Origin of the sequence: Caldicellulosiruptor sp. F32 (assembly GCF_000404025.1) — a bacterium.
Taxonomy (GTDB): domain Bacteria; phylum Bacillota; class Thermoanaerobacteria; order Caldicellulosiruptorales; family Caldicellulosiruptoraceae; genus Caldicellulosiruptor; species Caldicellulosiruptor saccharolyticus.
In genome coordinates this window covers 90,108-115,693 of the sequence record NZ_APGP01000030.1, presented here as the reverse complement: position 1 = coordinate 115,693, position 25,586 = coordinate 90,108, and the positions used below count along the sequence as shown (strand labels likewise).

Annotated in this window: 32 protein-coding genes, 1 tRNA gene and 2 pseudogenes; 26 read left to right on the top strand and 9 right to left on the bottom strand. The window is 33.9% G+C overall.

The window, feature by feature from the left end; all coding sequences use genetic code 11:
* The first annotated feature begins 5 nt into the window (after positions 1–5).
* The 3 genes from H964_RS02900 to H964_RS02890 all read left to right on the top strand — a co-directional run bounded on the left by H964_RS02900 (position 6) and on the right by H964_RS02890 (position 1,514).
* Complete coding sequence (locus H964_RS02900; RefSeq protein WP_039764458.1) at positions 6–386, top strand: DUF4363 family protein; 381 nt, start codon at positions 6–8, stop codon at positions 384–386.
* A gap of 76 nt (positions 387–462) precedes the next feature.
* Positions 463–1,107 (top strand): hypothetical protein, encoded by a 645-nt coding sequence (locus H964_RS02895; RefSeq protein WP_011917624.1) that lies wholly within the window; start codon positions 463–465, stop codon positions 1,105–1,107.
* 11 nt (positions 1,108–1,118) lie between these two features.
* On the top strand, positions 1,119–1,514 hold the full coding sequence (locus tag H964_RS02890; protein ID WP_039764457.1) for a CoA-binding protein: 396 nt from the start codon (positions 1,119–1,121) through the stop codon (positions 1,512–1,514).
* Positions 1,515–1,766: 252 nt separating this feature from the next.
* Here H964_RS02890 and H964_RS13475 read toward each other — a convergent pair.
* The 4 genes and pseudogenes from H964_RS13475 to H964_RS02870 form a co-directional block, all read right to left on the bottom strand.
* Positions 1,767–2,184 (bottom strand): annotated as a pseudogene (locus H964_RS13475) (type II toxin-antitoxin system HicB family antitoxin).
* A gap of 179 nt (positions 2,185–2,363) precedes the next feature.
* The gene (locus H964_RS12470; protein ID WP_162151430.1) at positions 2,364–2,555 is read right to left on the bottom strand and encodes an ImmA/IrrE family metallo-endopeptidase; all 192 of its coding nucleotides are present in this window, start codon (positions 2,553–2,555) and stop codon (positions 2,364–2,366) included.
* 145 nt (positions 2,556–2,700) lie between these two features.
* The gene (locus tag H964_RS02875; protein WP_039764454.1) at positions 2,701–2,904 is read right to left on the bottom strand and encodes a hypothetical protein; all 204 of its coding nucleotides are present in this window, start codon (positions 2,902–2,904) and stop codon (positions 2,701–2,703) included.
* Positions 2,904–3,203, bottom strand: a complete 300-nt coding sequence (locus tag H964_RS02870) for a HigA family addiction module antitoxin (RefSeq protein ID WP_039764453.1) — start codon at positions 3,201–3,203, stop codon at positions 2,904–2,906. Before H964_RS02870 ends, H964_RS02875 begins: the two co-directional genes overlap by 1 nt.
* Positions 3,204–3,316: 113 nt before the next feature.
* Between H964_RS02870 and H964_RS12065 the strand changes: the two are divergent.
* A pseudogene (locus tag H964_RS12065) lies at positions 3,317–3,575 on the top strand (IS256 family transposase); the annotation flags it as partial.
* Between the two features lie 95 nt (positions 3,576–3,670).
* On the opposite strand, the gene H964_RS02865 reads toward H964_RS12065, so the two are convergent.
* The gene (locus H964_RS02865) at positions 3,671–3,883 is read right to left on the bottom strand and encodes a hypothetical protein (RefSeq protein WP_051109292.1); all 213 of its coding nucleotides are present in this window, start codon (positions 3,881–3,883) and stop codon (positions 3,671–3,673) included.
* 100 nt (positions 3,884–3,983) lie between these two features.
* Positions 3,984–4,121 carry a helix-turn-helix domain-containing protein gene (locus H964_RS12325; protein WP_156823655.1) on the bottom strand — a complete coding sequence of 46 codons (138 nt, stop codon included), beginning with the start codon at positions 4,119–4,121 and terminating at the stop codon, positions 3,984–3,986.
* 172 nt (positions 4,122–4,293) lie between these two features.
* Between H964_RS12325 and H964_RS11915 the strand changes: the two genes are divergently transcribed.
* From H964_RS11915 to H964_RS13150, 6 genes are read left to right on the top strand one after another with little or no spacing between them, the layout of a single operon-like run.
* A complete protein-coding gene (locus tag H964_RS11915; protein WP_237738175.1) occupies positions 4,294–5,130 on the top strand; it encodes a helix-turn-helix domain-containing protein in 837 nt (278 codons plus the stop codon).
* On the top strand, positions 5,111–5,692 hold the full coding sequence (locus H964_RS02855; protein ID WP_039764452.1) for a Uma2 family endonuclease: 582 nt from the start codon (positions 5,111–5,113) through the stop codon (positions 5,690–5,692). Before H964_RS11915 ends, H964_RS02855 begins: the two co-directional genes overlap by 20 nt.
* A 1-nt stretch (position 5,693) precedes the next feature.
* Positions 5,694–5,843 carry a hypothetical protein gene (locus tag H964_RS12780; RefSeq protein WP_237738174.1) on the top strand — a complete coding sequence of 50 codons (150 nt, stop codon included), beginning with the start codon at positions 5,694–5,696 and terminating at the stop codon, positions 5,841–5,843.
* Positions 5,821–6,285: a tyrosine-type recombinase/integrase gene (locus H964_RS12775; protein WP_237738173.1), complete on the top strand. Its 465-nt coding sequence runs from the start codon at positions 5,821–5,823 to the stop codon at positions 6,283–6,285. The genes H964_RS12780 and H964_RS12775 overlap by 23 nt, the downstream gene beginning before the upstream one ends.
* A 56-nt stretch (positions 6,286–6,341) precedes the next feature.
* Positions 6,342–6,587 carry a hypothetical protein gene (locus tag H964_RS13155; RefSeq protein ID WP_271629796.1) on the top strand — a complete coding sequence of 82 codons (246 nt, stop codon included), beginning with the start codon at positions 6,342–6,344 and terminating at the stop codon, positions 6,585–6,587.
* Positions 6,588–6,613: 26 nt separating this feature from the next.
* Positions 6,614–6,889 (top strand): tyrosine-type recombinase/integrase, encoded by a 276-nt coding sequence (locus H964_RS13150; protein ID WP_307189054.1) that lies wholly within the window; start codon positions 6,614–6,616, stop codon positions 6,887–6,889.
* Between the two features lie 109 nt (positions 6,890–6,998).
* Here H964_RS13150 and H964_RS02845 read toward each other — a convergent pair.
* Positions 6,999–7,073 (bottom strand) — tRNA-Thr (locus tag H964_RS02845).
* Positions 7,074–7,188: 115 nt separating this feature from the next.
* Here H964_RS02845 and H964_RS02840 point away from each other — a divergent pair.
* Positions 7,189–8,067, top strand: a complete 879-nt coding sequence (locus tag H964_RS02840) for a damage-control phosphatase ARMT1 family protein (RefSeq protein WP_039764451.1) — start codon at positions 7,189–7,191, stop codon at positions 8,065–8,067.
* Positions 8,068–8,081: 14 nt separating this feature from the next.
* Here H964_RS02840 and H964_RS02835 read toward each other — a convergent pair whose 3' ends face one another.
* Together H964_RS02835 and H964_RS02830 are read right to left on the bottom strand one after the other, a co-directional pair.
* On the bottom strand, positions 8,082–9,404 hold the full coding sequence (locus H964_RS02835; protein ID WP_039764450.1) for a histone deacetylase family protein: 1,323 nt from the start codon (positions 9,402–9,404) through the stop codon (positions 8,082–8,084).
* 15 nt (positions 9,405–9,419) lie between these two features.
* Positions 9,420–11,054 carry a hydantoinase/oxoprolinase family protein gene (locus H964_RS02830; protein ID WP_039764449.1) on the bottom strand — a complete coding sequence of 545 codons (1,635 nt, stop codon included), beginning with the start codon at positions 11,052–11,054 and terminating at the stop codon, positions 9,420–9,422.
* A gap of 146 nt (positions 11,055–11,200) precedes the next feature.
* Between H964_RS02830 and H964_RS02825 the strand changes: the two genes are divergently transcribed.
* From H964_RS02825 to rpe, 15 genes are all read left to right on the top strand, one after another.
* Positions 11,201–12,082 (top strand): YicC/YloC family endoribonuclease, encoded by an 882-nt coding sequence (locus H964_RS02825; protein WP_039764448.1) that lies wholly within the window; start codon positions 11,201–11,203, stop codon positions 12,080–12,082.
* A gap of 30 nt (positions 12,083–12,112) precedes the next feature.
* Positions 12,113–12,400, top strand: a complete 288-nt coding sequence (gene remA, locus H964_RS02820; protein ID WP_039764634.1) for an extracellular matrix/biofilm regulator RemA — start codon at positions 12,113–12,115, stop codon at positions 12,398–12,400.
* Positions 12,397–12,996: a guanylate kinase gene (gene gmk / locus H964_RS02815; RefSeq protein ID WP_039764447.1), complete on the top strand. Its 600-nt coding sequence runs from the start codon at positions 12,397–12,399 to the stop codon at positions 12,994–12,996. Before remA ends, gmk begins: the two co-directional genes overlap by 4 nt.
* 6 nt (positions 12,997–13,002) lie before the next feature.
* On the top strand, positions 13,003–13,125 hold the full coding sequence (gene rpoZ, locus H964_RS12765) for a DNA-directed RNA polymerase subunit omega (protein WP_237738172.1): 123 nt from the start codon (positions 13,003–13,005) through the stop codon (positions 13,123–13,125).
* A gap of 90 nt (positions 13,126–13,215) precedes the next feature.
* Complete coding sequence (gene coaBC / locus H964_RS02805; RefSeq protein ID WP_039764446.1) at positions 13,216–14,418, top strand: bifunctional phosphopantothenoylcysteine decarboxylase/phosphopantothenate--cysteine ligase CoaBC; 1,203 nt, start codon at positions 13,216–13,218, stop codon at positions 14,416–14,418.
* A gap of 33 nt (positions 14,419–14,451) precedes the next feature.
* Positions 14,452–16,623 carry a replication restart helicase PriA gene (priA, locus tag H964_RS02800; protein WP_237738171.1) on the top strand — a complete coding sequence of 724 codons (2,172 nt, stop codon included), beginning with the start codon at positions 14,452–14,454 and terminating at the stop codon, positions 16,621–16,623.
* Between the two features lie 24 nt (positions 16,624–16,647).
* Complete coding sequence (gene def / locus H964_RS02795) at positions 16,648–17,148, top strand: peptide deformylase (RefSeq protein ID WP_039764444.1); 501 nt, start codon at positions 16,648–16,650, stop codon at positions 17,146–17,148.
* A 68-nt stretch (positions 17,149–17,216) separates the two neighbouring features.
* Complete coding sequence (fmt, locus tag H964_RS02790; RefSeq protein ID WP_039764631.1) at positions 17,217–18,137, top strand: methionyl-tRNA formyltransferase; 921 nt, start codon at positions 17,217–17,219, stop codon at positions 18,135–18,137.
* 19 nt (positions 18,138–18,156) lie between these two features.
* Positions 18,157–18,852, top strand: coding sequence for a zinc metallopeptidase (locus H964_RS02785; RefSeq protein ID WP_039764442.1), 696 nt, complete (start codon positions 18,157–18,159; stop codon positions 18,850–18,852).
* Positions 18,849–20,150: a 16S rRNA (cytosine(967)-C(5))-methyltransferase RsmB gene (gene rsmB / locus H964_RS02780; RefSeq protein WP_083931426.1), complete on the top strand. Its 1,302-nt coding sequence runs from the start codon at positions 18,849–18,851 to the stop codon at positions 20,148–20,150. Before H964_RS02785 ends, rsmB begins: the two co-directional genes overlap by 4 nt.
* A 1-nt stretch (position 20,151) precedes the next feature.
* Positions 20,152–21,186, top strand: a complete 1,035-nt coding sequence (rlmN, locus tag H964_RS02775; protein ID WP_039764441.1) for a 23S rRNA (adenine(2503)-C(2))-methyltransferase RlmN — start codon at positions 20,152–20,154, stop codon at positions 21,184–21,186.
* Between the two features lie 3 nt (positions 21,187–21,189).
* Positions 21,190–21,933, top strand: coding sequence for a Stp1/IreP family PP2C-type Ser/Thr phosphatase (locus H964_RS02770; RefSeq protein ID WP_039764440.1), 744 nt, complete (start codon positions 21,190–21,192; stop codon positions 21,931–21,933).
* Positions 21,934–21,978: 45 nt separating this feature from the next.
* A complete protein-coding gene (gene pknB, locus H964_RS02765) occupies positions 21,979–23,862 on the top strand; it encodes a Stk1 family PASTA domain-containing Ser/Thr kinase (RefSeq protein ID WP_039764439.1) in 1,884 nt (627 codons plus the stop codon).
* A gap of 4 nt (positions 23,863–23,866) precedes the next feature.
* Positions 23,867–24,739, top strand: a complete 873-nt coding sequence (gene rsgA, locus H964_RS02760) for a ribosome small subunit-dependent GTPase A (RefSeq protein ID WP_039764438.1) — start codon at positions 23,867–23,869, stop codon at positions 24,737–24,739.
* Positions 24,740–24,785: 46 nt separating this feature from the next.
* Positions 24,786–25,451 (top strand): ribulose-phosphate 3-epimerase, encoded by a 666-nt coding sequence (gene rpe / locus H964_RS02755; RefSeq protein ID WP_039764437.1) that lies wholly within the window; start codon positions 24,786–24,788, stop codon positions 25,449–25,451.
* The last annotated feature ends 135 nt before the right edge of the window (positions 25,452–25,586 follow it).

Genomic DNA, 25,586 nt, shown 5'->3' with positions numbered 1-25,586 from the left:
ACTAAATGAAGGTGTGGTATATTGTAGTTGGATTTATAGTTTTGATTATTACTTTAACTATTGTCTCTACTAATATAATAATAGGTGCTACACACCACATAGAAGATAATTTAACAAAAGCATACGATTATATAAAAATTAACAACTATAAACTTGCAAAGTCAAGTTTTTGTAATACTATTAAAGAATGGGAAGGGTATAAGAAAAAGTGGGCGATGTTGATAGAGCATCAGGAAATAGATAATATAGATGAGCAGATAGCAAGGGTAAAAGAGCTACTTGAACAAGGTAATAAAGATTTACTTTTGTGTGAGCTTGGTACTTTGAAATTTTATATTAAGCACGTAAAAGATATGGCTTTACTCAAGATTGAAAATATTTTTTAAAAAATTTTTAATACAAATGAGCGTTTGAGTGGTATATAATATATAAGAAATGTTTTTTAGATTGGAGGGGAGAGCCATGAAAAGGTACGTTGTTGTAATGGGCTACTCCTTTGAGGAATATGACATCGAAAATGGGAATGCAGGTTTTGCTTACTTTTTCGTAGATGATTTAAAAGAGCTTGAAAAAGATAAATACACTGTTATTCCCTATAAAGATTATAATGAATTTGCAACAAAATTCAAGGATGCAGCTTTAGTAGAAAAAATGGACGGATATTTGATTGATAATATTATTGAAGCTTGTGTAGATATTTCCCGGATAATATATCCTTCGGATAGATTTTTCTCTGTGATTACTTACAATGTCTCTGAAAGTTTTAAGGAACTTATGTTCGAAACAAAGGCGAACGAGTTTAAAATTATAGTTGATAGAAGGTCTAATTCTATTGAAATTAAGGGTGAAGGGGTTTTACGCGATCCTGTTGTGGTAAAAGAATATGACATTGTAGATGCAGTGGATGAATTTTTGTTTGAATACAGAAAAGAAAATGTAAAACAGTTTATGATAAGCTTGAAAAGGATGTACAAAGACAAATATGGCGAAGATTTAAGAATGAATGTTGTGGGGAATAAACTACTGATTTCAATTGGCAAGGATACCTTTGAATTTGATGATACACGTTTAGATATAGTTTATAACTTTATTATGAGTAGGAAATGAGGATTTGAAAAATGGAACAGGTAATTGAGAATGCTCTAAAACTTAAAAATTGGGCGGTTGTTGGTGCAACCCCAAGGAAGGAAAAATATGGCTACTTGGTGTTCAAAAGATTGATGGAAAGAGGTTACAATGTGTTTGCCGTAAACCCATTTTATAACGAGATTGAAGGTCACAAGGTTTATAAAAGTCTGGAAGAAGTATCTGACAATATTGAGTGTGTGAGTATGATTGTCTCACCAGACAAAGGCGAGAAATACGTAAAAGAAGCAGCAGCCTTAGGAGTTAAATATATCTGGTTTCAGCCAGGTGCAGAAAGTATTAAGCTTATTGATATGTGCAAAGAACTCAGTCTAATTCCCATTTATAATGCCTGCATTTTAGTGACTTTAAATTCCTTAAAAAAATAACTGTCAGGTTTTTCTGTTTAAACCTGACAGTTTTTTATTTATCTTGATAGATCATGGAGCTCCATGGGGGATACGAACCCCCGACCAGTCAATTACGAAATCGCTGAGATACCTTTTTACAAACTTTAACAAACTACAAACAGCTTGATACATCTTAATTACAAGACTTTGAAAATTTATTCCAACTCAATAAAAAACACATTTTTTTATTTTCAGTAGCTGTAGTGTAGCTGTATTAGCTGTAGAAAAATTTCACTTGTGTTTGTAGTCATTTATCCCTAATTTTTCTTTTAATGCCTCTTGGAGCACTTGTGAAAAGTTTATGTTATGTTTTTCAGCTAATATATTCAACCACTGAGGAATTGTCAAAGTCTTTTTTACTGCCTTGTTGTCCACCTCATGCCTAACAAGTGGCATCCAAACTTCAAACAGCATTGGTATTTGATTTTGTTCAAGTTTTAATTTGTTCACAGGTGTTGGCTCTGGTATTGGTTCATTATCTTTTTCCATGCTCCAAAGATACAGCCCTAATATTTCTTTTTTGCTTTTTCACTGCTTCATCCAAAGTATCAGCATATGAAATACAGCCGGGCAGGTCTGGAAATTCAATTGTTATGCCGTCATCATCAAAAGTAAAAATGACAGGGAAAATATAACTCTCTTTTTTCATTTTTTTCACTCCTACTTCTGCCAAGTAATTTTTGGTCTCAATTCAGTAAAATCCCAATGGTTAATCTTTTTATCATGCATTAATCTTCCTACTACAATGCATGGATGAATGTTGAGAGAGTTGGCAAAAGAAATTATTTTGTCTTTTGTGAAGGACTTATTTTCAGTAATAAACTTTTTTTAATCTTTATATGGTATCAATATATTTGCAGCAAAATTATCTGCTTCTTCTTCCAGTTCGCATTTTAAAATTCCATCATTACTTTCAATAAAAACCTCTTTTCTACCATGTTTTAATATATGTCCTAATTCATGAAAAAATGAAAACCAATAAGCGTCAGCAAACTTGTATCCATAACTTAAAGCTAACAACACCTTATCTTTTTTTAGCCACTTTGTAGCACCGTTTACATAAGTGCCTTTTAAATGTGGAAGTGTTACTAAAGCAATTCCACATTCTGAACAAAGGTTTATCAGCTTTGGGTAAATTTCATCCCAAGAATGTTTTGTGAGTTCTCTAATAACAGATATGATTTGATAAATTTTTTTCTTTATTAAAAGGTTTTGTTTCTATCTTGTGAGTTTCTGTTTCGGCTTTCCTAATCCATGCTGCTAAAGCATAACATGGAGTTTTTTCGTTATTAGCTTTTCGAAAACAAACTTCCAAAGTTTGAGGAATAAAATTTAAAGATGATACTCCAAAGAAATTTCTAAGATTCATTATTTTTTTTCCTCCTTTAATTTTTGTTTTTCAGCTATTCTTGCTTTAGCAAGTTGATAATTAGCTTCTAAGTTCATCCAAAATTCAGCAGAAGCACCTATTACATTTTCTAACTTAAGAGCTGTTTCATAAGTAATTGGAGCAATACCGTTAATTATTTCACTTACCGTTTTTTCTGAAAGTCCCATCCTTTGAGCAAACTCAGCCTGTGTCATACCTAAGTACTCAAGATTTTCTTTTATAGTCTCACCAGGTGGAATAGCAATCAATTCTTCTTTTCCATCTTTTTTCCTTCCCATGATAATCTATCACCTCTTCAATTTGAATTATTACTATTTTCGGGAGTTAAAATAAAATTATGTCCACTTTATAATTAGCATTGAAATAATAATCACCAAAGGGGCTCACGATTATAAAGAAAAATGAAATTTTTGAGACCGCTAAAAATATGGCTATCGAACAAGTGCTAAATATGTATTGGTTCCTGTGATGATCCTACTCGCCCAGCTCTAAAACAGCTAAAAAAGTAAAACTTGCTCGATTGCTTTATGTTATCGGAAAGAACTGTTTACCTTGCTAAAAACGAAAATGACAAAGACAATGGCTTCTATGAGAGAAAACTTGCAACACCTGCCTTGTGTCTTGAAATTTCTATTCCTCGTACACACACTTAGAACCTTTATTTACAAAGAGAAAACTTGCGTCGGGGCAAGTGGAAAAACGGGATGTCTATTCTTAAAAAATGTAGTTACAATATATTACAGCTCTACAATATACGCTTATTGATGTGGAAACACAAAATTCTTGACAAGTCTCTGAGTATTCTTCGCTGCTCTGCTAAGATTTTTGGGAAGTCTCTCCTGTGGATTAAGGTAAGCATTACGTTGTATGATATCCCCAGCATTTGGGCAGCTTCCTTGTTGCTAATTGTCAATTTCTCTATTTTGTCTCTTTGAGGTTGAGGATTGTAGATTTCCATCAGAATTGCCTCCTTTATCTTCAAATTTAATACCAAAAATTTCCTCAAAATCTACTTTTAACGCTTCAACTATAGCTTTAGCAGTTTTAGGTGATGGATTTTAAATACCTTTTTCAATGAGTGCTATGGTAGAATAGTGAACGCCAGCCAATTTTGCTAAGTCTCTTATTGTGTATCTTTGTTTTATTCCAAGTGTTCTTATTTTAAAACCTTTTACAGGAATATAAGAAATTTTCATAAGCGTTATTCTCCATAAATCAATAAATTGTTGATTTATATTCAATCTATAAACAAATTTAATTATAAATCAATTTTTTGTTTATGTCAATAACTTTTTATCAACTTTTTATTGATAAGATAAAAGGAAAGTGTTAAAATTAAATTAAGATATACTGAAAAGGAAGATGATAATGTTTGGTAAAAGATTAAAAGAATTGCGTGAGGAAAGAGGATTAACCCAAGCTGAATTAGCAAAAGAATTAGGAATATCTGTCCAAAATCTTTCGTATTATGAAAATGGAAGAGAACCCAAATATGAATTACTTATAAAAATTGCAGACTATTTTGGTGTCACAGTTGATTATCTTATTGGTAGAAGTGAGTATAGGACAGTAGAAGAACAATTTTCCAAAAGAACAAAGTTTGAGAAATTTGTAGTTGAAAATCTACCTTATGCAATTTGGGATGAAAAAATTGAAAAAAAAGTTGCAACATTTATTGAACAGGTATTAGAACCTTTGTTAGTTAATACTGCTATTATTTACTTTTTTGCTCATGAACAAGAAAGAAATAGAGATTTTATTACTGATTTAATCTATCGTTTAATAAGTCATATAAACTTATTCTTTGAAAAATTTAGAACATTTTTAGAAGATGAAGAGAATAGATTCATTGCTTTAGATGATTTGTATCCAAATGATAAAGTTGAAAAATTGTTTGCAGATTTTATTGATGGTCAAATAACTTATGAGGAATTTAAGAAGGAAGATGAGAAAATAAAGAGCAAGTATGATTATTTTGAGAGAGTATTAAATGAAATGGGTGAAATTTACAAAAATATTAGGGATAATTTTTCTGTGCTTTTTGATTTTTTAGAGGATATGTCAAGAAGTTATTCAGAAGCTTTATATTTAGCATTGTTTAAGACAGAAGGAATTTTTGTAGAAAAAGTTAAAGAATATAAGAAAAAAGATAAAAGTATTGATTATTCCAAGGAAGGTGAATCTGATGGAAACCAGAATACCTAAAATATACACCTATACAGACTATCTTCAGCTGCCAGAAGACGCAAGGGTGGAGCTGATTGAAGGTGTCATCTACGATATGAGCCCTGCTCCTTCAAGAGTGCACCAAGAAATTGTAATAGAGCTTGCAACATTGATAAAGAATTATCTCAAATCTTCTAATAAGCCCTGCAAGTTATACACAGCTCCATTTGATGTAGTCCTAACAGAGGAAGGACAGGATGAAAAACAAGCAATCAACGTTGTGCAGCCTGATATTTCAATTATTTGCGACAAGAGAAAGCTTACTGATAAAGGATGTGTTGGAGCTCCTGAGATGATAATTGAGGTTGTATCTGAGAGCAATTTTTCACATGACTATATCCGAAAGCTCAATCTTTATACACAATTTAAGGTTAAAGAATACTGGATTGTCAATCCTAAAAATCAAACAATCTTGGTGTACAGACTCAAAGACAATGAAGATTACTTGCCACCAGAAGCTTATACCTTCAGTGACAAGGTCAAGGTTGGTATTTTTGAAGACCTTATAATAGACTTTGCCCAAATAAAAGAGGTGTTATAATATGCCTGCAAATACTAAAAAGAGAGGAAACAATGAAGGCAGCATATACAGAAGGAAAGACGGGCTTTGGTGTGGTCAAATTACCATAGGAAGAGATGAAAACGGCAGACAAAAGCGGCAATATTTTTATGGCAAGACAAGAGGTTACTGAAAAGATAGCAAAGGCATTTAATGACGTAGCAACAGGTGTTTATGTTGACCCTACAAAGACAACGTTGAAAGATTGGCTTAACCCATGGCTTTGGGAATATAAAAAACAGACATTGCGACCTTCAACGTTCAAAGATTATTTGTGCTATATAGAAAGACATATAAATCCTGCCATTGGTCATTATAAGCTAAAGGATTGGAGACCTGAGCATCTTCAAGCTTTGTATAATACCAAATATCAAGAAGGTTTGAGTATAAGTACGATTAAGCAGATTCATGTTGTTTTACATTCAGCTTTAGACCAAGCTTTGAAAAATGGACTTGTCAACAGAAATGTTTCAGAGGCAACCACTTTGCCAAAAGGCAAGCCAAAAATGGAAATAAGAATACTGAGTTTAGAAGAACAAAAAAGATTTATTGCAGCTTTGGAGGGGAAAAACTAAAAACTGCATTTTTTGTTGAGTTAGCAAGTAGACTTAGAATAGGTGAACTTTTAGCTTTGCGCTGGAAAGATGTGAATTTTAAGGATGGATACATTGAAGTTAGAAGGACACTGCAGCAAGTAAAGATTTTTGATGGTAGTAGCTCCAAAAAGACTGCACTTGCTTTTCAAAAGCTAAAAACAGAGGCTGGTAAAAGAATAGTACCTTTGCCACCAGTAATAATTGAAGAGTTAAAGCAGCACAGGAAAAAACAGTTAGAAGAAAAATTAAAAGCTGGAATGCTTTATGAAGATAATGATTAGTATTTACAACAGAGTTTGGCACTCCAATTGACATAGGGAAATTTGAAAGGCTTTTTTACAGAATAAGAGAAAAAGCAGGTATTGACAAAAGAGTAAATTTTCATACACCAAGACACACATATGCAACAAGGCTTTTAGAAGCGAACGAACATCCAAAAGTTGTTCAAGAGCTTTTAGGACACAAAGATATTTCTACAACCCTCAATATTTATTCTCATGTTATGCCTGAAATAAAGAAAGCTGCTGCAATGAAATTAAACAGCTTATTTGAGGATATAAAAACAAAGGGTAACCACTCCTAAGATAGTGGAGTAGTTACCCTAAAATTTTACAGTTTCTCGGGTAGCAGTAAGATAGCTGTAGAAAATGCACTTGTTATATTTTACCTATCCTCAAACCCCTTGATTTTATTGGAGCTCCATGGGGGATTCGAACCCCCGCCCAGTCGATTACGAATCGACTGCTCTACCACTGAGCTAATGGAGCAAGTACAATAAAATTATAATATCTATCTTGACAATAAATCAAGAGTTATTATATTAATTTAAAATGTTAAACCTCATCTCAGCATACAAAATGATGAAAGGAGAATTCTAATACTATGAATGCTCTTATAGATTGTATTCACTGTTATTTAAAACAAGCTGTTTCATGCATGGAAATGGCTAATATACCTGACGAGAGAAAGAAAGAAGTTTTGTATGAGCTAATGGACTTTATAAAAACTTTAAATCCACAGGATTCACCAGCTTATAATTCTTCACTTGTTTTGCTTAAAACGTATGAAATAATACAAAATAACGATCCCTATTACTCTGCGAAAAAGCAATCAAATGCTTTGGCACTTGAACTTTTCGAAAGTGTAAGAAAAAAGGTTTTTGAATCAAAAGATCCACTTTATGAGTCTCTAAAGGCTGCTGTAGCGGGCAATGTAATTGATTTAGGCATAAAAAGAGAGTTTGACATCGAAAGTGAGCTTTCGCACGCTTTTGATTTCGGATTTTCGATAGATGACTATCCTCTCTTAAAAAAGAAGCTTCAAAACAGTAAAAACATTGTGATTGCAGGAGATAACGCAGGGGAGATTGTGTTTGACAAAGTTTTAGTGGAAGTATTAAATCAAATGGGCAAGAATGTATATTACATAGTAAAGACAAAACCTATACTAAATGACGCAACATTAGAAGATGCAAAAGAAGTTGGCATGGATAAAGTTGCAACCATTGTGGAGACAGGTTTAGGCTTGTTAGGTATTCCTAAGGAATTTGTATCATCTCAGCTTAAACAGTTAATCTTAAATGTGGATATTGTAATTTCAAAAGGTCAGGCAAATTTTGAATCCTTAGATGAATTTGAGGAAATTCAAGACAATATATTTTACCTTCTTAAAATTAAATGTGAATACTTGGCAAAGAAACTTAATTTCAAACATGGAGATTTAGTGTTAATCAATGGAGAAAATTTAAAAAAAAGAAAGTGACAAACAACCCAGTGCTATTTTAAGTTTCCTTTTTTGTAAAATTCAAAATTCTTTTTATCCTGCAAGATTATATGGGAAAAGTTGACAGGATCATAAGTTGTAAAAAGTTTATAACCTTCATCACAGCACTCATCACATGCATCATGTGGTATTGTGATTGCAAAAACCTTATAATTCAAACAACGCGACTCAATAGTTATTAACCCTGAGCATTTGTTGCAAATTTTAATGTTCTCAAGCTGCTGCTCTAAAAATCCCATGGTATCGTAGTATATTGATTTTTTTCGTGTATAATATTTCTGGTATTTTTTCTTGAACTCATGTGCAGTCTGTTCTTTGTTTTTCCATATAGTGTACACGTTTTCGCACAATCTTTTAATATATTCACTTATTTTTGGAGATTGTCTTAACTTTTCATAGTCATAGTCAGGCTCTTTTATATTAGAATAATCAATACCAGCAAGGGCAAATATTATACCAAGATTGACATATGGAAGAGCACTTTCAACAGAGTACCCACCTTCTAACACTGAAATATGAGGGTTTAATCTTTCGGTGAGTTTAGCATATCCTTGCGCTGAAAAGTTCATATTTGTCAAGGGGTCTGAATAATGATTATCCTGTCCAGCTGAATTTATGATAATGTCAGGTTTGAATTCTTCTAAGATAGGGAGGATCAAATTTTCTAAGCAATATAAAAATCCTTCATCAGAAGTATATGGTGGCAAAGGCAAATTGAGAGTGTATCCAATTGCAGCGGGGCCCCCTACTTCATCTATAAATCCACTGCCAGGATAAAGAGTTCTTCCATCTTGATGCAAAGAAATGAACAGAACATCTTTGTCATTCCAAAATATATCTTGTGTTCCGTCCCCATGATGGCAGTCTGTGTCAATGATTGCTATTCTGCCAATTTTATACTCTTTTCTCAAGTACTCAACCATTATTGCCTCATTGTTTATTATACAAAAACCTCTGTCACCATAGGTTATCCTATGAGCATGATGACCAGGTGGGCGAATCAAAGCAAAACCTTTTTCGACTTTTTTTGAGATAACCTTCTTAGCTATGGTAATAGTGCTACTTGCGGCAATTTTATGTGAAATGGTTGCAATTGAATCAAAGTTAGGGACACAAAAGTGTGTAAGATTTATATACTTCTCGTCAATTATTTCAGGATTAAATACAAATACATTCTCATAGTCAAAAAAACCTTCTTCTTCAATTTGGTCAATGGTGTAAAGAAGTCTCTCTTCTCTTTCAGGATGTGTAGGGGTAATTCTCCAGTCAAATGCAGGAAAGAGGATAAGCCCAAGCTTGTTCTGTGCTCTTTGCATTTTGAAGACCTCCATTTATTTTAATTCTTGAAGTTTAGGTTTTAGCTGTGCCTTTATCTTGATTATCTTTCCACAATATCTAAAATTTCTAATCATATTAAACGAATTCTCCTCGACAATTTCTATATCATCCGCTGAAAGAGCATCACCTGCTTCTATAATCTTGTTTATCAAAAAATCCTTTGCTTGAGCAAGAGAAAAATCTATATTAACACTTTCATACTTATCAAGCTCAGGTATATAAACTTTTCCTTGTTCTGTATCTGCAACCAAATTATATTCTCTTGAGACTGAGCCAAGCGCACACCCTATTGCGTTTGCCACCATATAATATCGAGGAACTTCTACTTTAATTTTTAACTCTTTTTCTAAATGTTTACTTATCAAATCAGCTGCTCCACCAATTACTACTATTTTTTTGGGGATGAATTTCTCACCATATAAAAGTTTTTGAATTGTATAAATGGGGGTGTTATTGATGTAATCAATCCCTTCTTCTATTTTTTTACAAATTGTATTTAAAGCTACCTTTACTACTTTATTGCAAAAGAGCTCAAGTGGCATATTTGCTTTATTTGACAAATTTTTAAGTCGACTTTGTGCTTCATCATCCGAAGAAGAATTTAGATACTGTAACACGTCAGTAAAGGTAACAATATTTTTTCTATTGATATTACAAGATTTTACTGTTTCAGGACCAACTGAGATGGAATCTTCAACTTTTACTATGCTATCACCACCTATTCCTACAGACCTTGAATAAATAGCACGGACTAAGGTTGGGTAATTTGCTATTCTTGCCCCATACTGTTCTAAAACAAACTGGCCATTGCAGACAAATGAAATATCAGTAGTTGTTCCACCAATGTCAATTATAACTGCATCAGAAAGAGGTTTTGATAAGATGTAGCCGCCTTGTGCTGAAGCTGCGGGGCCTGATAAGATTGAGAAAATGGGAAATTCCTTTAAATTTTCTAAATTGACAATTCCTCCATCTGGTTTTTGTATAAATACCAAGTAAGAAGGTATATTTTTTTCCTTTAAGAACTCTAAAATGGCATTGCACAATGCCTTAAAATTACTATAGACAGCTGAATTTAAATATGTAGAAAATACTCTGCGCGGGAAGTTCAATTTACCAGAAATCCTATGTCCTAAAGAAACAAACTCAAAACCATGTCTTTTTACGATATCATAGACATCGATCTCGTGCTTTGGATTTCTAACAGAGAACTTGCACGCAATTCCTATGTTCTTTATATCAGCTTTTTTGAAGGTCAAAATTGCCTTTTCTACTCTCTCCCTGTTGAAACTCTTAACCTCAATACCTCTGTTGTTTATATAGCCGTCAAGCAAGATATTAACATCTGCACACATGAGAAAATCTGGATTTGCTCCAATGCCGTTTTCAATTATCATTCCAACCTTGTCAAGCTTGTTCTGGACGATTGCATTTGTGGTAATTGTAGTGCTAAGCACAATACGACTAAGATTGGAGATATAATCTTTTGTTATAAATTCTTCTAAGCTTGTCAATATAGAAAAAAGAAGGTCTTCACCACGTTTAAATTTTCTGTGGTCCACAACATTGTTGTTCTCAATTGCAACAATGTCAATGTTTGTTCCACCCACATCAAGACCGATTATCATTTCAAATTCACCTGCTTTTTAGAATGGTGTACAATTATTATTATAACCCTTTCTTGATTTTATGGGTAAAAATACTTTAAAATAAATAGTGCAAAAAAGTTTTTACGCTTTGTTTTAAATGTTTTGAAAGGAATGATTGTATCACAATGATTAAAAGTATGACAGGCTATGGTGGTTCCAAGCAAGTCACACAGCAACGAGAATACTCGGTTGATATAAAAAGTGTAAATCATAGATATTTGGAGATAAACCTGCGGGTACCAAAGGAATTTATTAAATTTGAAGGTGATATAAAAAATCTCATATCAAGATATATTCAACGTGGAAAAGTTGATGTATATGTGAGTTTTAAAAGTTTTAGTGAAAAAGATTATAAAATAACACCAAATTTAGGATTATTAAAGCAGTACTTAGAAGCAATAAATATTGTAAGAGAGAACTTTCTTGAGGTCCAAGACGATTTTAGCTTGTCAACCTTCATAAAACTTCCAGATGCACTTGTGATTGAAAATCAAGAATTTGATAGTGACGTAATAAAAAATGAGCTTTTGAGTTGTATTGAAGTTGCGTTGAAGAACCTTGATAGCATGAGAAAAACTGAAGGTGAAAATTTAAAAAGAGACATATTACAAAGAATTGAAAGGATAAATGAGATAGTACAAAAGATAGAGAGATATTCTGCATCTCTTGTAGAGAGCTATCGTGAAAAACTCTATAAAAGAATAAATGAGTACTTTGAGCTAAAGAATATTGATGAAAACAGGCTGATGTTAGAAATAACACTTTTTGCAGACAAGAGTGATATTACAGAAGAGTTGGTGAGGCTAAAAAGTCATATAGTGCAGTTTGTAGAATGTTTAAATGCAGGTGGAGTTGTTGGTAAAAAGCTTGACTTTATTATCCAAGAGATGAACAGAGAAGCAAATACAATTGGTGCAAAGTCAACAGTATATGAAATTTCAAACTGTGTTGTGTACTTAAAAGATGAGCTTGAAAAAATCCGTGAGCAAGTTCAAAATATTGAGTAGAGGTGAGTTTCTTTGAGTAACAGTGGTAATATAAAACTTATCAACATTGGATTTGGGAACATAGTTTCGGCAAACAGGCTGATTGCAATTGTTAGTCCTGACTCTGCTCCAATAAAAAGAATAATCCAAGAGGCAAGAGAAAGAGGAATGCTAATTGATGCAACATATGGAAGAAGAACACGGGCAGTGATTATAACAGATTCTGACCATGTAATACTATCCGCTGTTCAGCCAGAGACTGTTGCGCACAGGGTAATTGAACCGGAAGAAGATTTTGAAGAAGATATTGATGTTGAGGACGAGGTTGACAAGAGATGAAAGAAGGACTTTTAATTGTTATATCAGGTCCAGCAGGTGTTGGGAAGGGCACGGTTGTGGGCAAACTATTAGAGAGGAATCCTAATATTAAACTTTCAATTTCGAAGACAACAAGAAAGCCAAGACCTGGTGAAAGAGAAGGTGTTAACTATTTTTTTGTCTCTCGGCAGCAGTTTGAGGATGATATAAAAAACCACAATTTTTTAGAATATGCTGAGTATAACAACAATTATTATGGTACACCTAAGGATTTTGTTTTGGAAACATTGAAAAAGGGCTTTGATGTAATATTAGAGATTGAAACCAAAGGTGCTTTGCAAGTCAAGTCTACATTTGAAGATGCGGTGCTCATATTCATATTACCCCCCTCTATGAAAGAGCTGTATAATAGGCTTAAAAAAAGGGCAACAGAAACTGAAGAGGAAATTGAAGCAAGGCTTAATATTGCAAGAGGCGAAATTAGACTTTTACCAAAGTATGACTATTGTGTTATCAATGACAATGTTGACAAAGCTGTTGAGGCAATTGAAAAGATTATTGAAGTGGAAAAGCTTAGGACAAGAAGATTTGATGTACAAAGCTTTTTAAAGGAGTGAAAGAGGATGTTACTTCGACCAGGGCTTGATGAGCTTTTGCAGTATGTTGACAATAAGTATACACTGTCTGTGCTTGTTGCAAAGCGTGCAAGGCAACTTTTAGAACAAATGCAAAAAAGGTGGATATAAACTTAGAATCTGACAAATACGTCACAATGGCAGTAAATGAAATTGCCACTGGTAAGATTTCTTATAAGTATATAAAGCCGGTGAAGAAGAATGAGTCTAAAAAATAAAAACATCTTGATAGGAATATGTGGCGGGATTGCAGCATATAAAGTGTGTGAGCTCATAAGGTTTTTGAAAAAGTCTGAGGCAAATGTAAAGGTAATTATGACCAAAAATGCACAAAGGTTTATAACCCCTTTAACAGTGCAAACTCTTTCGCAAAACAGAGTTTATCTTGACACATTTGAAAGTGAGTATTCCTATGATATAGAACACATATCATTGACAGCCTGGGCAGATATCTTAGTTGTAGCTCCTGCAACAGCAAATGTCATTGGAAAGTTTGCAAATGGCATTGCTGATGACCTTTTGACAACCACTTTTTTAGCATTCAATAAGCCTATTTTAATTGTTCCTGCAATGAATTCAAACATGTTTGAAAACAAAATTGTGCAGGCAAATGTACAAAAGCTAAAACAGGTTGGCATAAATGTTTTAGAGCCTGAAGCAGGACTTTTAGCTTGTGGAGCATATGGGAAAGGACGTTATCCTGAAAATCAAAGAATTGTAATTGAAATTGAAAGACTGCTTGAAAAAAAAGATTTGGATGGCAAAAGGGTTCTCATCACAGCTGGCCCAACAAGAGAATACTTAGATCCTGTGAGGTTTATTTCTAACAGATCATCAGGTAAGATGGGTTTTTCATTAGCAGAAGAAGCCTATAAAAGAGGAGCAAAAGTTACTCTCATTTCAGGTCCTGTAAACATTCAAACTTATGCAGATATCGAGATAATTAATGTTGAGACAGCTTATGAGATGTATGAAGAAGTAAAAAGTATAAAGGATAAATATGACATACTCATATTCTCTGCTGCAGTTGCAGACTTTAAACCAAAAAACTTTAGAGAATCGAAAATAAAAAAGGAACAAGAACAAGAACTACAGATTGAACTTCAGAAAAATCCTGACATTTTAAAATATGCGGGGGAGACTAAGAAGGATTGGCAAATTGTTGTAGGATTTTCGGCTGAGACAGAAAATTTAATTGAAAATTCCAAGAAAAAACTTTATGAGAAAAATGCAGATTTGATTGTTGCTAACAATGTTTTACAAGAAGGTGCTGGATTTGATGTGGATACGAACATTGTCACGCTAATCTCAAAAGAGAAGGTTTTAGAGCTTCCTAAGCTTAGCAAAGAAGAAGTGGCAGGCAGAATATTTGACTTCATAGTAGATTACCTCTGCAGAAAGTAGCAGAGGTAATACTTTTAATGGGTGGAGTTTTTTATGATGATTGTTGAGGTGTGTATTAATTATCAAGATGCAAATGTGGACAGGACATTCGACTATTTGGTCCCAGGACATCTTGAAGAACTTGTTGAAGTTGGTAAAAGAGTGTATGTAAACTTTGGAGTTTCAAATAGAGTTGTAGAAGGACTTATTGTCAATGTAAAAGAAGATACAAATGTTGAAAGAGAAAAACTAAAGTGTGTGCTTGCTGTAATTGACAAAATTCCAATTGTTTCAGATGAGCAAATAAGACTTGCATTTTCCATAAAAAATTATTATGCCATTAAATTAGGGCAAGCATTGGGCTTGATTGTTCCTCCGTTTGTGAGCAATAACGAAATATACATGATTTGTGCTCAACAAACTTCAGATTTGACCTTAGAAAATGAACTTAAAGAAATTTACAATAGAATTCTAAAGAGGCCAGTTTCAGCAAATTCAAGATTTGCAAAAGAAAATAAAGATAAAATTATGAACTTGTTTTTAAAAGGATTACTAAAATTTGAATTAAAACTATTGAAGAGTTCAAATGAAGAAAAAAAAGACACATTAGTTGAACCTCAATATAGCTTGACAGAAGACCAAAAGAAAGCTCTTGAATTAATAACCTCTACGTTTGACAAAGGAATATACAAAAATATTCTTTTGTTTGGAGTAACTGGAAGTGGAAAAACAGAAGTATATATTCAAGCAATGAGATATGTGATTAGCAAAGGTAAAAGCGTAATTCTTATGGTACCTGAAATCTCACTGACGCCACAAATGATTCAGAATGTCAAAAGAAGAATAGAAAGTGAAGTTGTTGTATATCACAGTAAGATGAGCAGTTCACAAAGACAGAGAGCCTGGCTCAAGCTAAAAAGTGGAGAGGCAAAAGTAGTAATTGGGCCAAGGTCTGCAATATTTGCTCCGGCAAAAGAGTTAGGACTTATAATTGTTGATGAGGAGCATGAGACAAGTTATAAATCAGAAAAATCACCTCGTGTAAATGCTGTAGAAGTTGCTCAGATGCGAGCAAAAATAAATAGTATACCAATTGTTTTAGGTTCAGCAACTCCAACAGTTGAACACTTTTATTATGCACTAACAGGAAAATATGCTATTTGTACTTTGAGAGAGAGAATAAACAAGGCACTACCAGAGGTATTTGTGGTTGACATGAAAAAAGAGATCTTAGATGGTAACAAATCAATCTTTAGTAGGCTTTTATTAAGTGAGATAGAGAAGAACTTGCAAATAGGAGAACAGGTTTTACTTTTCCTGAACAGAAGAGGGTATTCTCCCATTGTGATATGCCGTGAGTGCGGCTATGTTTACATGTGCAAAAATTGTAGTATCTCACTTACTTATCATAAAGACGGATATTTGAGGTGTCATTATTGCAATTACAAACAAGAGTATACAGGTATATGTCCAAAATGTGGCAGCAAATATGTCCGCCAGTATGGAAGTGGTACTCAGAGAATAGAAGATGAGATAAAAACGTATTTTAAAGACGCAAGAGTGCTACGTATGGACAAAGACACTACCACGAGAAAAGACGCAGTTGAAGAGATTTTGAGCAAATTCAAGTCAAAAGAAGCCGACATCTTGGTAGGTACTCAAATGATTGCAAAAGGATTGCACTTTCCTGATTTGACTTTGGTTGGAGTGATAAATGCTGATACCATTTTAAATATGCCAGATTTTAGAAGCAAAGAAAGGACATTTCAACTTCTTACTCAGGTGGCAGGGAGAGCTGGAAGAGAAAAACAAGGAAGAGTAGTAATTCAGACATTTAACCCTGACGATTATAGTATAGTTGCAGCCTCAAATCATGACTATGAAAGCTTCTTTAGAGAAGAGGTAAAGATTCGCAAAACAATTGGATATCCACCATATTCATATATTGTAAATTTCATTGTAGTATCACAAAATGAAGGCTATGCTAAAAAAGGGATAGAAATTGTGTATAGATTACTTGAAGAATGTACAAAGATTGTTAATCTCAAAATTTACGGGCCCAGCGAAAGTCCAATTTTCAAGGTTGAAAATCAATATAGGTATCATATACTTGTCAAGTTTGAAAAAGCTTTGCAGATGATTGATATAGCCAATACGATAAAAGAAAGATATAATTATAATAATGCTGAACTCATAATTGATGTTAATCCTTTAAACACACTGTAAACAGGAGGGTAAAAGATAGAGAAGATGGCTTTGAGAAAGATAAGGATTTATGAAGATGAGATACTTCACAAAAAGTCTAAAACTGTTGAGAAGTTTGATAAAAGGCTACATGACCTTCTTGACGACATGAAAGAGACAATGTATGAGGCAAATGGGATTGGACTTGCTGCACCACAAGTTGGAATTTTGAAAAGAGCCATTGTGGTTGACCTAGGTGATGGTGCAATTGAGCTTGTAAATCCACAAATAGAGTATTCTGAAGGAAGTCAGATAGATATCGAAGGGTGTCTTTCTGTTCCAAATGTATGGGGAGAGGTTGAAAGACCAAAAAGAGTGATTGTAAGAGGACAAAACAGGCACGGAGAAGAGATTAAAATCGAAGCTGAGGATTTGCTTGCAAGAGCTTTGTGCCATGAGATAGACCATCTTGATGGAATCTTGTTTATTGACAAGGTGATAAGGTTTGTTACTGAGGAAGAAATTGAAAAAAGACGCTCAAAAGAGCAAAAGATGGATTTGGAGTAATATTGCATAGTTGATAAAAAATATTTGCTTTTTGAAAGGAGATAAGATGAGCCTTGGACATTGTTTTTATGGGCACACCAGATTTTGCAGCAAATATTTTACAGAAATTAATTGAGGAACCGCAATTTAATATAAAACTCGTAGTAACTCAACCAGACAAGCCAGTTGGAAGAAAACAGATTTTAACCCCACCACCAGTCAAAGAATTTGCGTTAAAATTTAATCTTAATGTAATCCAGCCAGATAGGTTAAAAGGCAATGAAGAGTTTTTTGAAGTCTTGAAAAAGATAAATCCAGAGGTAATTGTGGTTGTGGCTTATGGGAAAATACTTCCAAAAGAAGTTTTGCAAATACCCAAGTACGGATGCATTAATGTCCATGCCTCGCTTTTGCCTGAATACAGAGGTGCTGCACCTATTCAAAGAGTGCTGATGGATGGGAAAAATTATACAGGCATTACAATTATGAAGATGGATGAAGGGCTTGACACGGGAGATATTCTACTTCAAGAGAGAATAGAAATAGAGCAAAATGATGATGTTATAACCCTTTCTAAGAAGTTGTCTGAGCTTGGTGCAAAGCTTTTGATTGAGACTTTAAAGAATATCTCAAATATTGTGCCAGTAAAACAAGACTCTACAAAAGCCACATACGCTCCTCCAATTGATAAAAAGGAAGGTCAAATTTCTTGGGATATGAGTGCAGTGCAGATTTACAACAGGTTCAGAGCTTTAAAAATTTGGCCTGGCATATTTACAATTTATAAAGGGAAACTTCTAAAGATTCATGAGATGGAGATTGCAAAACTTGACAATCTTGAAAATGTACAAAATGGCACAATATTGGGAATTAATGAGACCGGGATTCTTGTTAAGGTAAAAGGTGGTGTAATTAAATTAAAAGAACTTCAATTAGAAGGCGGCAGAAAAATGAGTGCAAGAGATTTTGTTAACGGGTATAAAATAAAAAAAGGTGATATTTTGAGCTAAAAAAGGAGAGGTTTCTAAAATGTTTTACTACTTTGACCCAATGTATTTAATCTTTGCGATCCCTGCATTTTTGATTTCAATATTTGCCCAAATAAAAGTTCAAGCAGCTTTTTCAAAGTACTCTAAGATGAGAAGTTTTTCTGGGCTGACAGGAGCAGAGGTTGCAAAAAGTATCCTGTGGGCAAATGGTATTTACGATGTTAAGGTGGAATATGTCCCTGGTCTTTTGACAGACCATTATGACCCACGCTTTAAGGTTTTGAGGTTATCAAGCGGTGTATTTGATTCAAATTCAATTGCAGCAATAGGTGTTGCTGCCCATGAAGCAGGTCATGCAATACAGCATTACGAAAGATATCCTTGGCTTTCTTTGAGAAGTGCAATGGTCCCAGTTGTAAATATAGGTTCAAACCTTGCGTTTCCGTTAATATTAATAGGTCTTTTGTTCAGAAACGGTGATATTTTTATAAATCTTGGAATACTTCTATTTTGTCTTGCAGTTTTGTTTACCTTAATTACTTTGCCAGTTGAGGTAAATGCAAGCAAAAGGGCTATTCAGGCCTTGAAATTGGCAGGAGTGGTTATGCCTTCAGAAGAAGAGGGTGTTAAGAAGGTTTTGAGGGCTGCAGCAATGACATATGTTGCAGCCGTCGCTGTTGCAATACTTCAGCTTTTATATTATTTAAGCTTAGTTCAAAGAAGAAGGGATGATTGAAGATTAATACGCGCAGCGCTGCTTTTTCAGTCATTTTTGAGATTGAGAGTAAAAAAAATATAAATGCAGATACTTTGATGGAAAAGTACCATCAAAAGCTCAAAAAAACAAAAGATAGAGCACTTTTTGTTGAGCTTGTACATGGTGTGCTAAGATATAAAAACCTTCTTGACTATTATATAAACTTTGTTGCAAAAAAAGGTGTAAAGGACAAGAAAATACTTAACATTTTGAGAGTTGCAACATACGAGCTATTATTTCTTGACAAGATTCCAGACTATGCTACAGTCAGTGAAGCATGTGGGCTTGCAGAGAAGGTCAATAAAAATCAAAAGGGCTTTGTCAATGCGATATTGAGAAACATAATAAGGAGAAAAGACGAAATAGAAAAAGCACTTGAAAGAGTAAAAGAGGTAAACATCAAGGATTTTCTTTCTATAAAACTTTCATACCCTAAGTTTTTGATTGATTATTTAGAAAAGTCTTATGGATTTGATAAGACAGTAAAAATTTTGGAATTTTTAAATACAAAACCACTGCAGAGTATAAAAATAAATACAAAAAAAATAAGCCAGGCAGAATTTTTAAAAAAGCTTGAAGCCTGTGGGTATGAGTATGAAGTGCCAGAACTAAATAGAGAGATTGTTTATATTGTCAAAGGTAATATAAAAGAAAGTGAACTTTACAGAGATGGTTACTTTTATTATCAAGACCTTGCCTCTTCATTCATTGTAAAATGGAACAGAGATGATTTTGAAAAGGCAAGCTCCATTTTGGACTTATGTGCAGCGCCAGGTGGTAAGACATTTAACTGTGCAGAGGTAACAAGAGGTTTTGTTGTTTCATGTGATGTAAATAAGTCAAAGATTGAGCGTTTGAGAGAAAATCTATTGAGGCTTGGCTTTGACAATGTTGTAGTTGCTGAAAATAACGCTCTTACGTTGAATGAAGATTTTGTAGGGAAATTCGATATTGTAATTGCAGACCTTCCATGTTCTGGTTTTGGAACAATTAGAAAGAAGCCCGACATTAAATGGAATAAAACAAAAGAAGATATAGAGAACTTACATGAGCTTCAGCTAAGAATGCTTGACAATGCAGCACAGTATTTAAAAGATGGTGGTATAATATTTTACAGCACATGCACGCTTGGACACAGGGAAAATGAAGACACTGTATTAAGATTTTTAGAGAAACATAAGGATTTTAATCTAATCTCTCAAAATACAATATTTCCTGATGAATATAAATGTGATGGATTTTTTATTGCAAAACTCAAGAAAGAAGGCAAAGCATAGTATGAAAAGGCTCATTAAAGATTTTACCTTGGATGAGCTAAAAAAATGGGTGGAGGAGACAGGAGAGAAGCTATTTCGTGCTAACCAAATTTTTGAATGGTTGTACAAAAAGAATGCGACTGATGTAAATTCATTTACTAACATTCCAGCTCAATTGCGAAAAAGAATAGAAGAAGAGTTTATTTTGAATTCTTTGAGGGTTGTAAAATATGAAAGTGATGGTGAAAGCATAAAGTTTTTGCTTGAGCTTGTTGATGGCAATGCTATTGAGTCTGTTTTTTTGCCATACAAGTATGGTAATGCAATATGTATCTCAACCCAGGTTGGTTGTAGGATGAAGTGTGCATTTTGTGCCTCAACCATTGGTGGCATGATAAGAAATCTTTCTGCAGGTGAGATGGTAGACCAGATAGTCAATGTTGAGAATGTCACAAAAAAGAGAATTTCTAATGTTGTTTTGATGGGGAGTGGTGAGCCTTTTGACAATATTGAAAATGTGTTTAAGTTCATTGATATTATAAATTCTAAAGAGGGAAAAAATATAGGCGCGAGGCATATAACAATCTCAACTGTTGGGATTATAGAGGGAATTTACAAGCTCTCTGAGTATCCTAAACAGGTAAATCTTGCAATTTCTCTTCATGCCCCAAACAACTATTTACGAAACAAATTGGTCCCAATGAATAGAAAATATCCTATTGAGGATATATTAAAAGCTGTTGACTACTATATTAGTAAAACAAATAGAAGAGTGACATTTGAGTATGCATTAATAGATGGAATAAATGACTCAATTGAATGTGCAAACGAACTTGCTAAAATGTTGTCAGGGAAACTTGTCCATGTTAACTTAATTCCTGTAAATCCAATAGATGGAAGAGACTTTAAAAGACCACCAAAAGAGAAAATTAAAGAATTTTACAATATTCTTATGTCATCTGGTATTCAAGTGACAATAAGAAGAGAGTTAGGAAGTAGTATTGCTGCAGCGTGTGGTCAGCTACGATCAAGACATTATAATATATCCGAAAAATAGGAGATGAAGTATGTGAAGTACGTTGCACTCTCAGAAATAGGGAATGTGAGAACAAATAATGAGGACTATTATTTGATATTTAAGTCAAATGATGATAGTTTTAGCATATTCTTGGTTGCAGATGGTATGGGTGGTCACAATGCAGGTGAGGTTGCAAGTAGCCTTGCCTGCAAATATGTCCTGGAGTATCTTTTGATAAATCTAAAAAGGTTTAATGAAATAGCAAAAGAGGTTATAAAGGAAGCATATTCTTATGCAAATCAAAAGATAACAGAGCTTCAGGTTGAAAATCCGCTATGGTTTGGAATGGGGACAACCTTGGCGGGGGTATTTCTTCTCAAGGGCAAGGTAATTATTAGCAATGTAGGTGATTCAAGGGTTTATCTTATTAATGCAGAGAAGATAATGCAAATAACAGAAGATCATTCATTAGTTTATGAAATGTACAAAGATGGTAAAATTACAAAAGAGGAGATTTATACTCATCCACAGAAGAATATAATTACACGTGCAATTGGCGTAGACAAAGAGATAGAAATAGATATTTATGAACTTACACAGGAAGAGCTGGGGGAAAGATGGTGTATTTTACTGTGTACAGATGGGCTTACTAACATGGTTCCAGAATCTTACATAAAAGGGGTTTTTACGAAAAATACATTTGAAAAAGTAGGAGAAGTGCTAATAAACAAGGCACTTGAAAATGGTGGCGTTGACAATATAACAGTACTCTATTTTACCGCTTAGGGAAGACCATTTCAAAGAATTTTTTCAAGAAGGTGATGGTTGAAAATGGATGATTTTGTTATAGGTAATAGGTACAGTGTTATTGAAAAGTTAGGCAGTGGTGGTATGTCGATTGTATACAAGGCAAAGGACAAAGTACTTAACAGACATGTTGCTATAAAAGTATTAAGAAGTGAATTTGCAAATGATGAGGAGTTTTTGTCAAGATTTAGAACAGAGGCTTTAGCTGCAGCTTCGCTTTCACATCCAAATATTGTATCTATTTACGATGTTGGTGAGCAAGAAGGTATGCACTACATAGTAATGGAATATGTAAATGGGAAAACACTGAAAGAATTTATCAAAGAGACAGGAAGAGTCAGTACAAAAGATGCAGTTACAATTGCAATACAGGTTTTGAGAGCACTGGACCATGCGCACAAAAAGGGAATTGTTCACAGAGATATAAAGCCACAAAACATTCTAATTGACGAAAATGGAATAGTTAAGGTCACAGATTTTGGCATAGCACGGGCTGTTTCAACCGGAACCATAATAAATACAAATCTGACAATAGGGTCTGTTCATTATTTTTCACCAGAGCAAGCAAGAGGTGGATATGTTGATAATAGGTCTGATTTGTATTCGCTTGGAGTTGTATTATATGAGATGGTGACTGGCGTTTTGCCATTTGATGGCGATACCCCTATATCCATTGCATTAAAACATTTACAAGAACAGCCAATTCGTCCTACTATATACAACCCGGATATTCCACGTAGTTTAGAGGCAATTATCCTAAAAGCTATGCAAAAGGATGTACTTTTAAGATACCAATCTGCAACAGAGATGATGCAAGATTTGAAAAATTCATTAATTGAGCCTGAAGGGGATTTTGTAAAGATAGAAACTCATGAAAATGTTGCAACAAAGCAGTTTCAACTTGAACAATTGAAGTCAAAAGATATAGTTTTAGAAGGTGAGAAAAAGCAAAAAGCAAACAAAAAAGATTGGATATACGTTGTAAGTGGTATTTTAACTGCTTTAGTTATTGTTGCGATTGGCTGGCTAATATTTTATAATGCTATTGGAAAGAGTTTAACACCACAAGATAACGAAATTACAATGCCAGATCTTGTTGGATATTCAGTTGATGATGCGAAAAGCAAATTAGATGAGCTTGGACTAAAGTTTACAATAGAGGAACAAAACGACCAAGCTGAAAAGGGGACAGTTATAAATCAAGAGCCGGCTGCGGGCATTAAAGTTAAAAAAGATACAACTGTAAAACTTACAGTTAGTAAAGGACCAGAGATGGTACGTGTACCAGATGTTGTTGGACAAAATGTGAAGGATGCGGAGATTGATTTGACTAATGCTGGGCTTAATGTAGAGATAAAAAGAGATTATTCTGATAAACCTGTTGACACTGTTATCTTCCAGCAGCCTTCTGCTAACGAATTGATTGAGAAAAACGGAACAGTAGTATTGACTGTGAGCTTAGGGCCTAAGATTGAAAAGGTGCCTGTACCTGATGTTACTGGTTTAGATATAGCTTCTGCAAAAGAACTTTTGCAAAAAGCAGGTCTAAATACTGGCAGTATCACATATAAAGAAGTAACTGACAGTGACTCTAACATTGTTATAAGCCAGCTACCTGTTGCAAATACTCTTGTGGACAAAGGTAGCAGTGTTGACTTAGTAGTTTCCCAAAAGGTTGAACAAAAAAATACTGCTAAGATTATCATAAAAACAGTTATTTTACCTTCTGATTTAAATGAAGCAAATGTAAAGATTGTTGTTGTCTCAAACAACAATGAAAGTATTGTATTTGATAGAGTTGTGAAAAAAGAAGAAACTCCTTTGCAGGTAAAGGTACCAATCACAGGACCATCAACTATTAGAATGTATATCAATGACCAATTATCATCAGAGGAGATGGTGGAATAGAGCTATGGAGATAAATGGGGTTATTGTAAAAGCAATTGCGGGTTTTTATTACGTCTATGACCGTGAAGGTACCATTTATGAGTGCAAAGCACGTGGAGTGTTTAGGAAAGATGATATAACTCCGCTTGTGGGAGATAATGTTACAATTGTGGAAAAAGCAAAAGGAGCTTATGTAATAGATAAGATTCTTCCGCGGAGAAACCAGCTTATAAGACCGCCAATTGCAAATGTAGATACTGCAATTGTTGTAGTAGCTTCTGTTTTCCCTGAGGTTTCTTTCATTACCCTTGACAAATTACTTGTAAATGTTTTAAGAGAAAAAGTTAAACCCCTTATCTGTGTTAATAAGGTTGACCTTGACAATGGCAAGACATTAGAGGTTGTAAAAAATCAGTATGGTATATTTGAAGTCATAGGAGTGTCTGCAAAGACTGGTGAAGGAATGGAAAAATTAAAAGAGCATATCAAAGGAAAGATATCTGTTTTTGCAGGCCAGTCAGGTGTAGGAAAAACATCTATTTTGAACTGTTTAATCCCCGGTTTGAATCTTAAGGTTGGGGAGATTTCTAAAAAGATTGAAAGAGGAAGGCACACCACAAGGGTGGTTGAACTTTTACGAGCAGGTGAAGACACATATATTGCCGATACACCAGGCTTTAGTTCAATAGAGATTACGGGAATGCTCAAAGATGAGCTAAAGTACTATTATCCAGAATTCTATGATTACGAGAATTGTAAATTTCCAGGATGTAATCATATCTTTGAACCAGAATGCGGTGTAAAAGCAGCTGTAAACGATAGGAAGATAAACTTTGAGAGGTATGAACGTTACAAGCAGATATTTATGCAGCTTCCTGTCCAAAAGGAATATGATTAAAACTAATGTGACAAGCATATTTACTTTAAAGGGGAGGTTTTTTAAGTTGTCGGTAAAAGTTGCACCATCAATCTTATCTGCTGATTTTTCAGATTTAAAAAGTGAAGTTAAAAAGCTTGAAAAAGCTGGTGCTGATTTGGTACATATAGATGTTATGGATGGGTGTTTTGTTGAGAATATTACAATTGGTGCTCAAGTTGTAAAGGCATTAAGAAGGCATACAAACCTTTTTTTTGATGTGCATCTGATGGTCATAAATCCTGAAAAACATATTGACAAATTTATAGAAAGCGGAGCTGACAACATCACAGTACATGTAGAAACTACTCATCATTTAGATGCTCTTTTAAATAAGATAAAAGGTGTTGGTAAAAAAGCAAGTGTTGCAATAAATCCTGCAACTCCAATTTGCCTAATCGAGAATGTGCTTGAAATGGTGGATATGGTCTTGGTTATGACTGTAAATCCTGGATATGGAGGACAGAGGTTTATTCCTTACACCTTAAAAAAGATTCAAAATTTATCTGAGATAAGGAAAAAAGAAGGATATGGTTTTGAAATTGAGGTAGATGGAGGTATCAACGAAAAGACTATTGTAGAGTGTGTAAAGGCAGGTGCAGATGTAATTGTTGCTGGATCGTATGTGTTTGAAAGTGGAGATGTAGAAAAAGCTATAAACAAATTAAAGAATTCATTGAAGGAGTTTAGGTAATAATAAAATTGAATGGATTCTTGTTAAAATAAATGTAAGATGGTATAATATATATAATCAGTTCTGTTGACATAAAGTAAATTAGCAAGAGAGTGGGTATCCCCCACTCTTTAATATTGTTTAGAGGAAATTTCT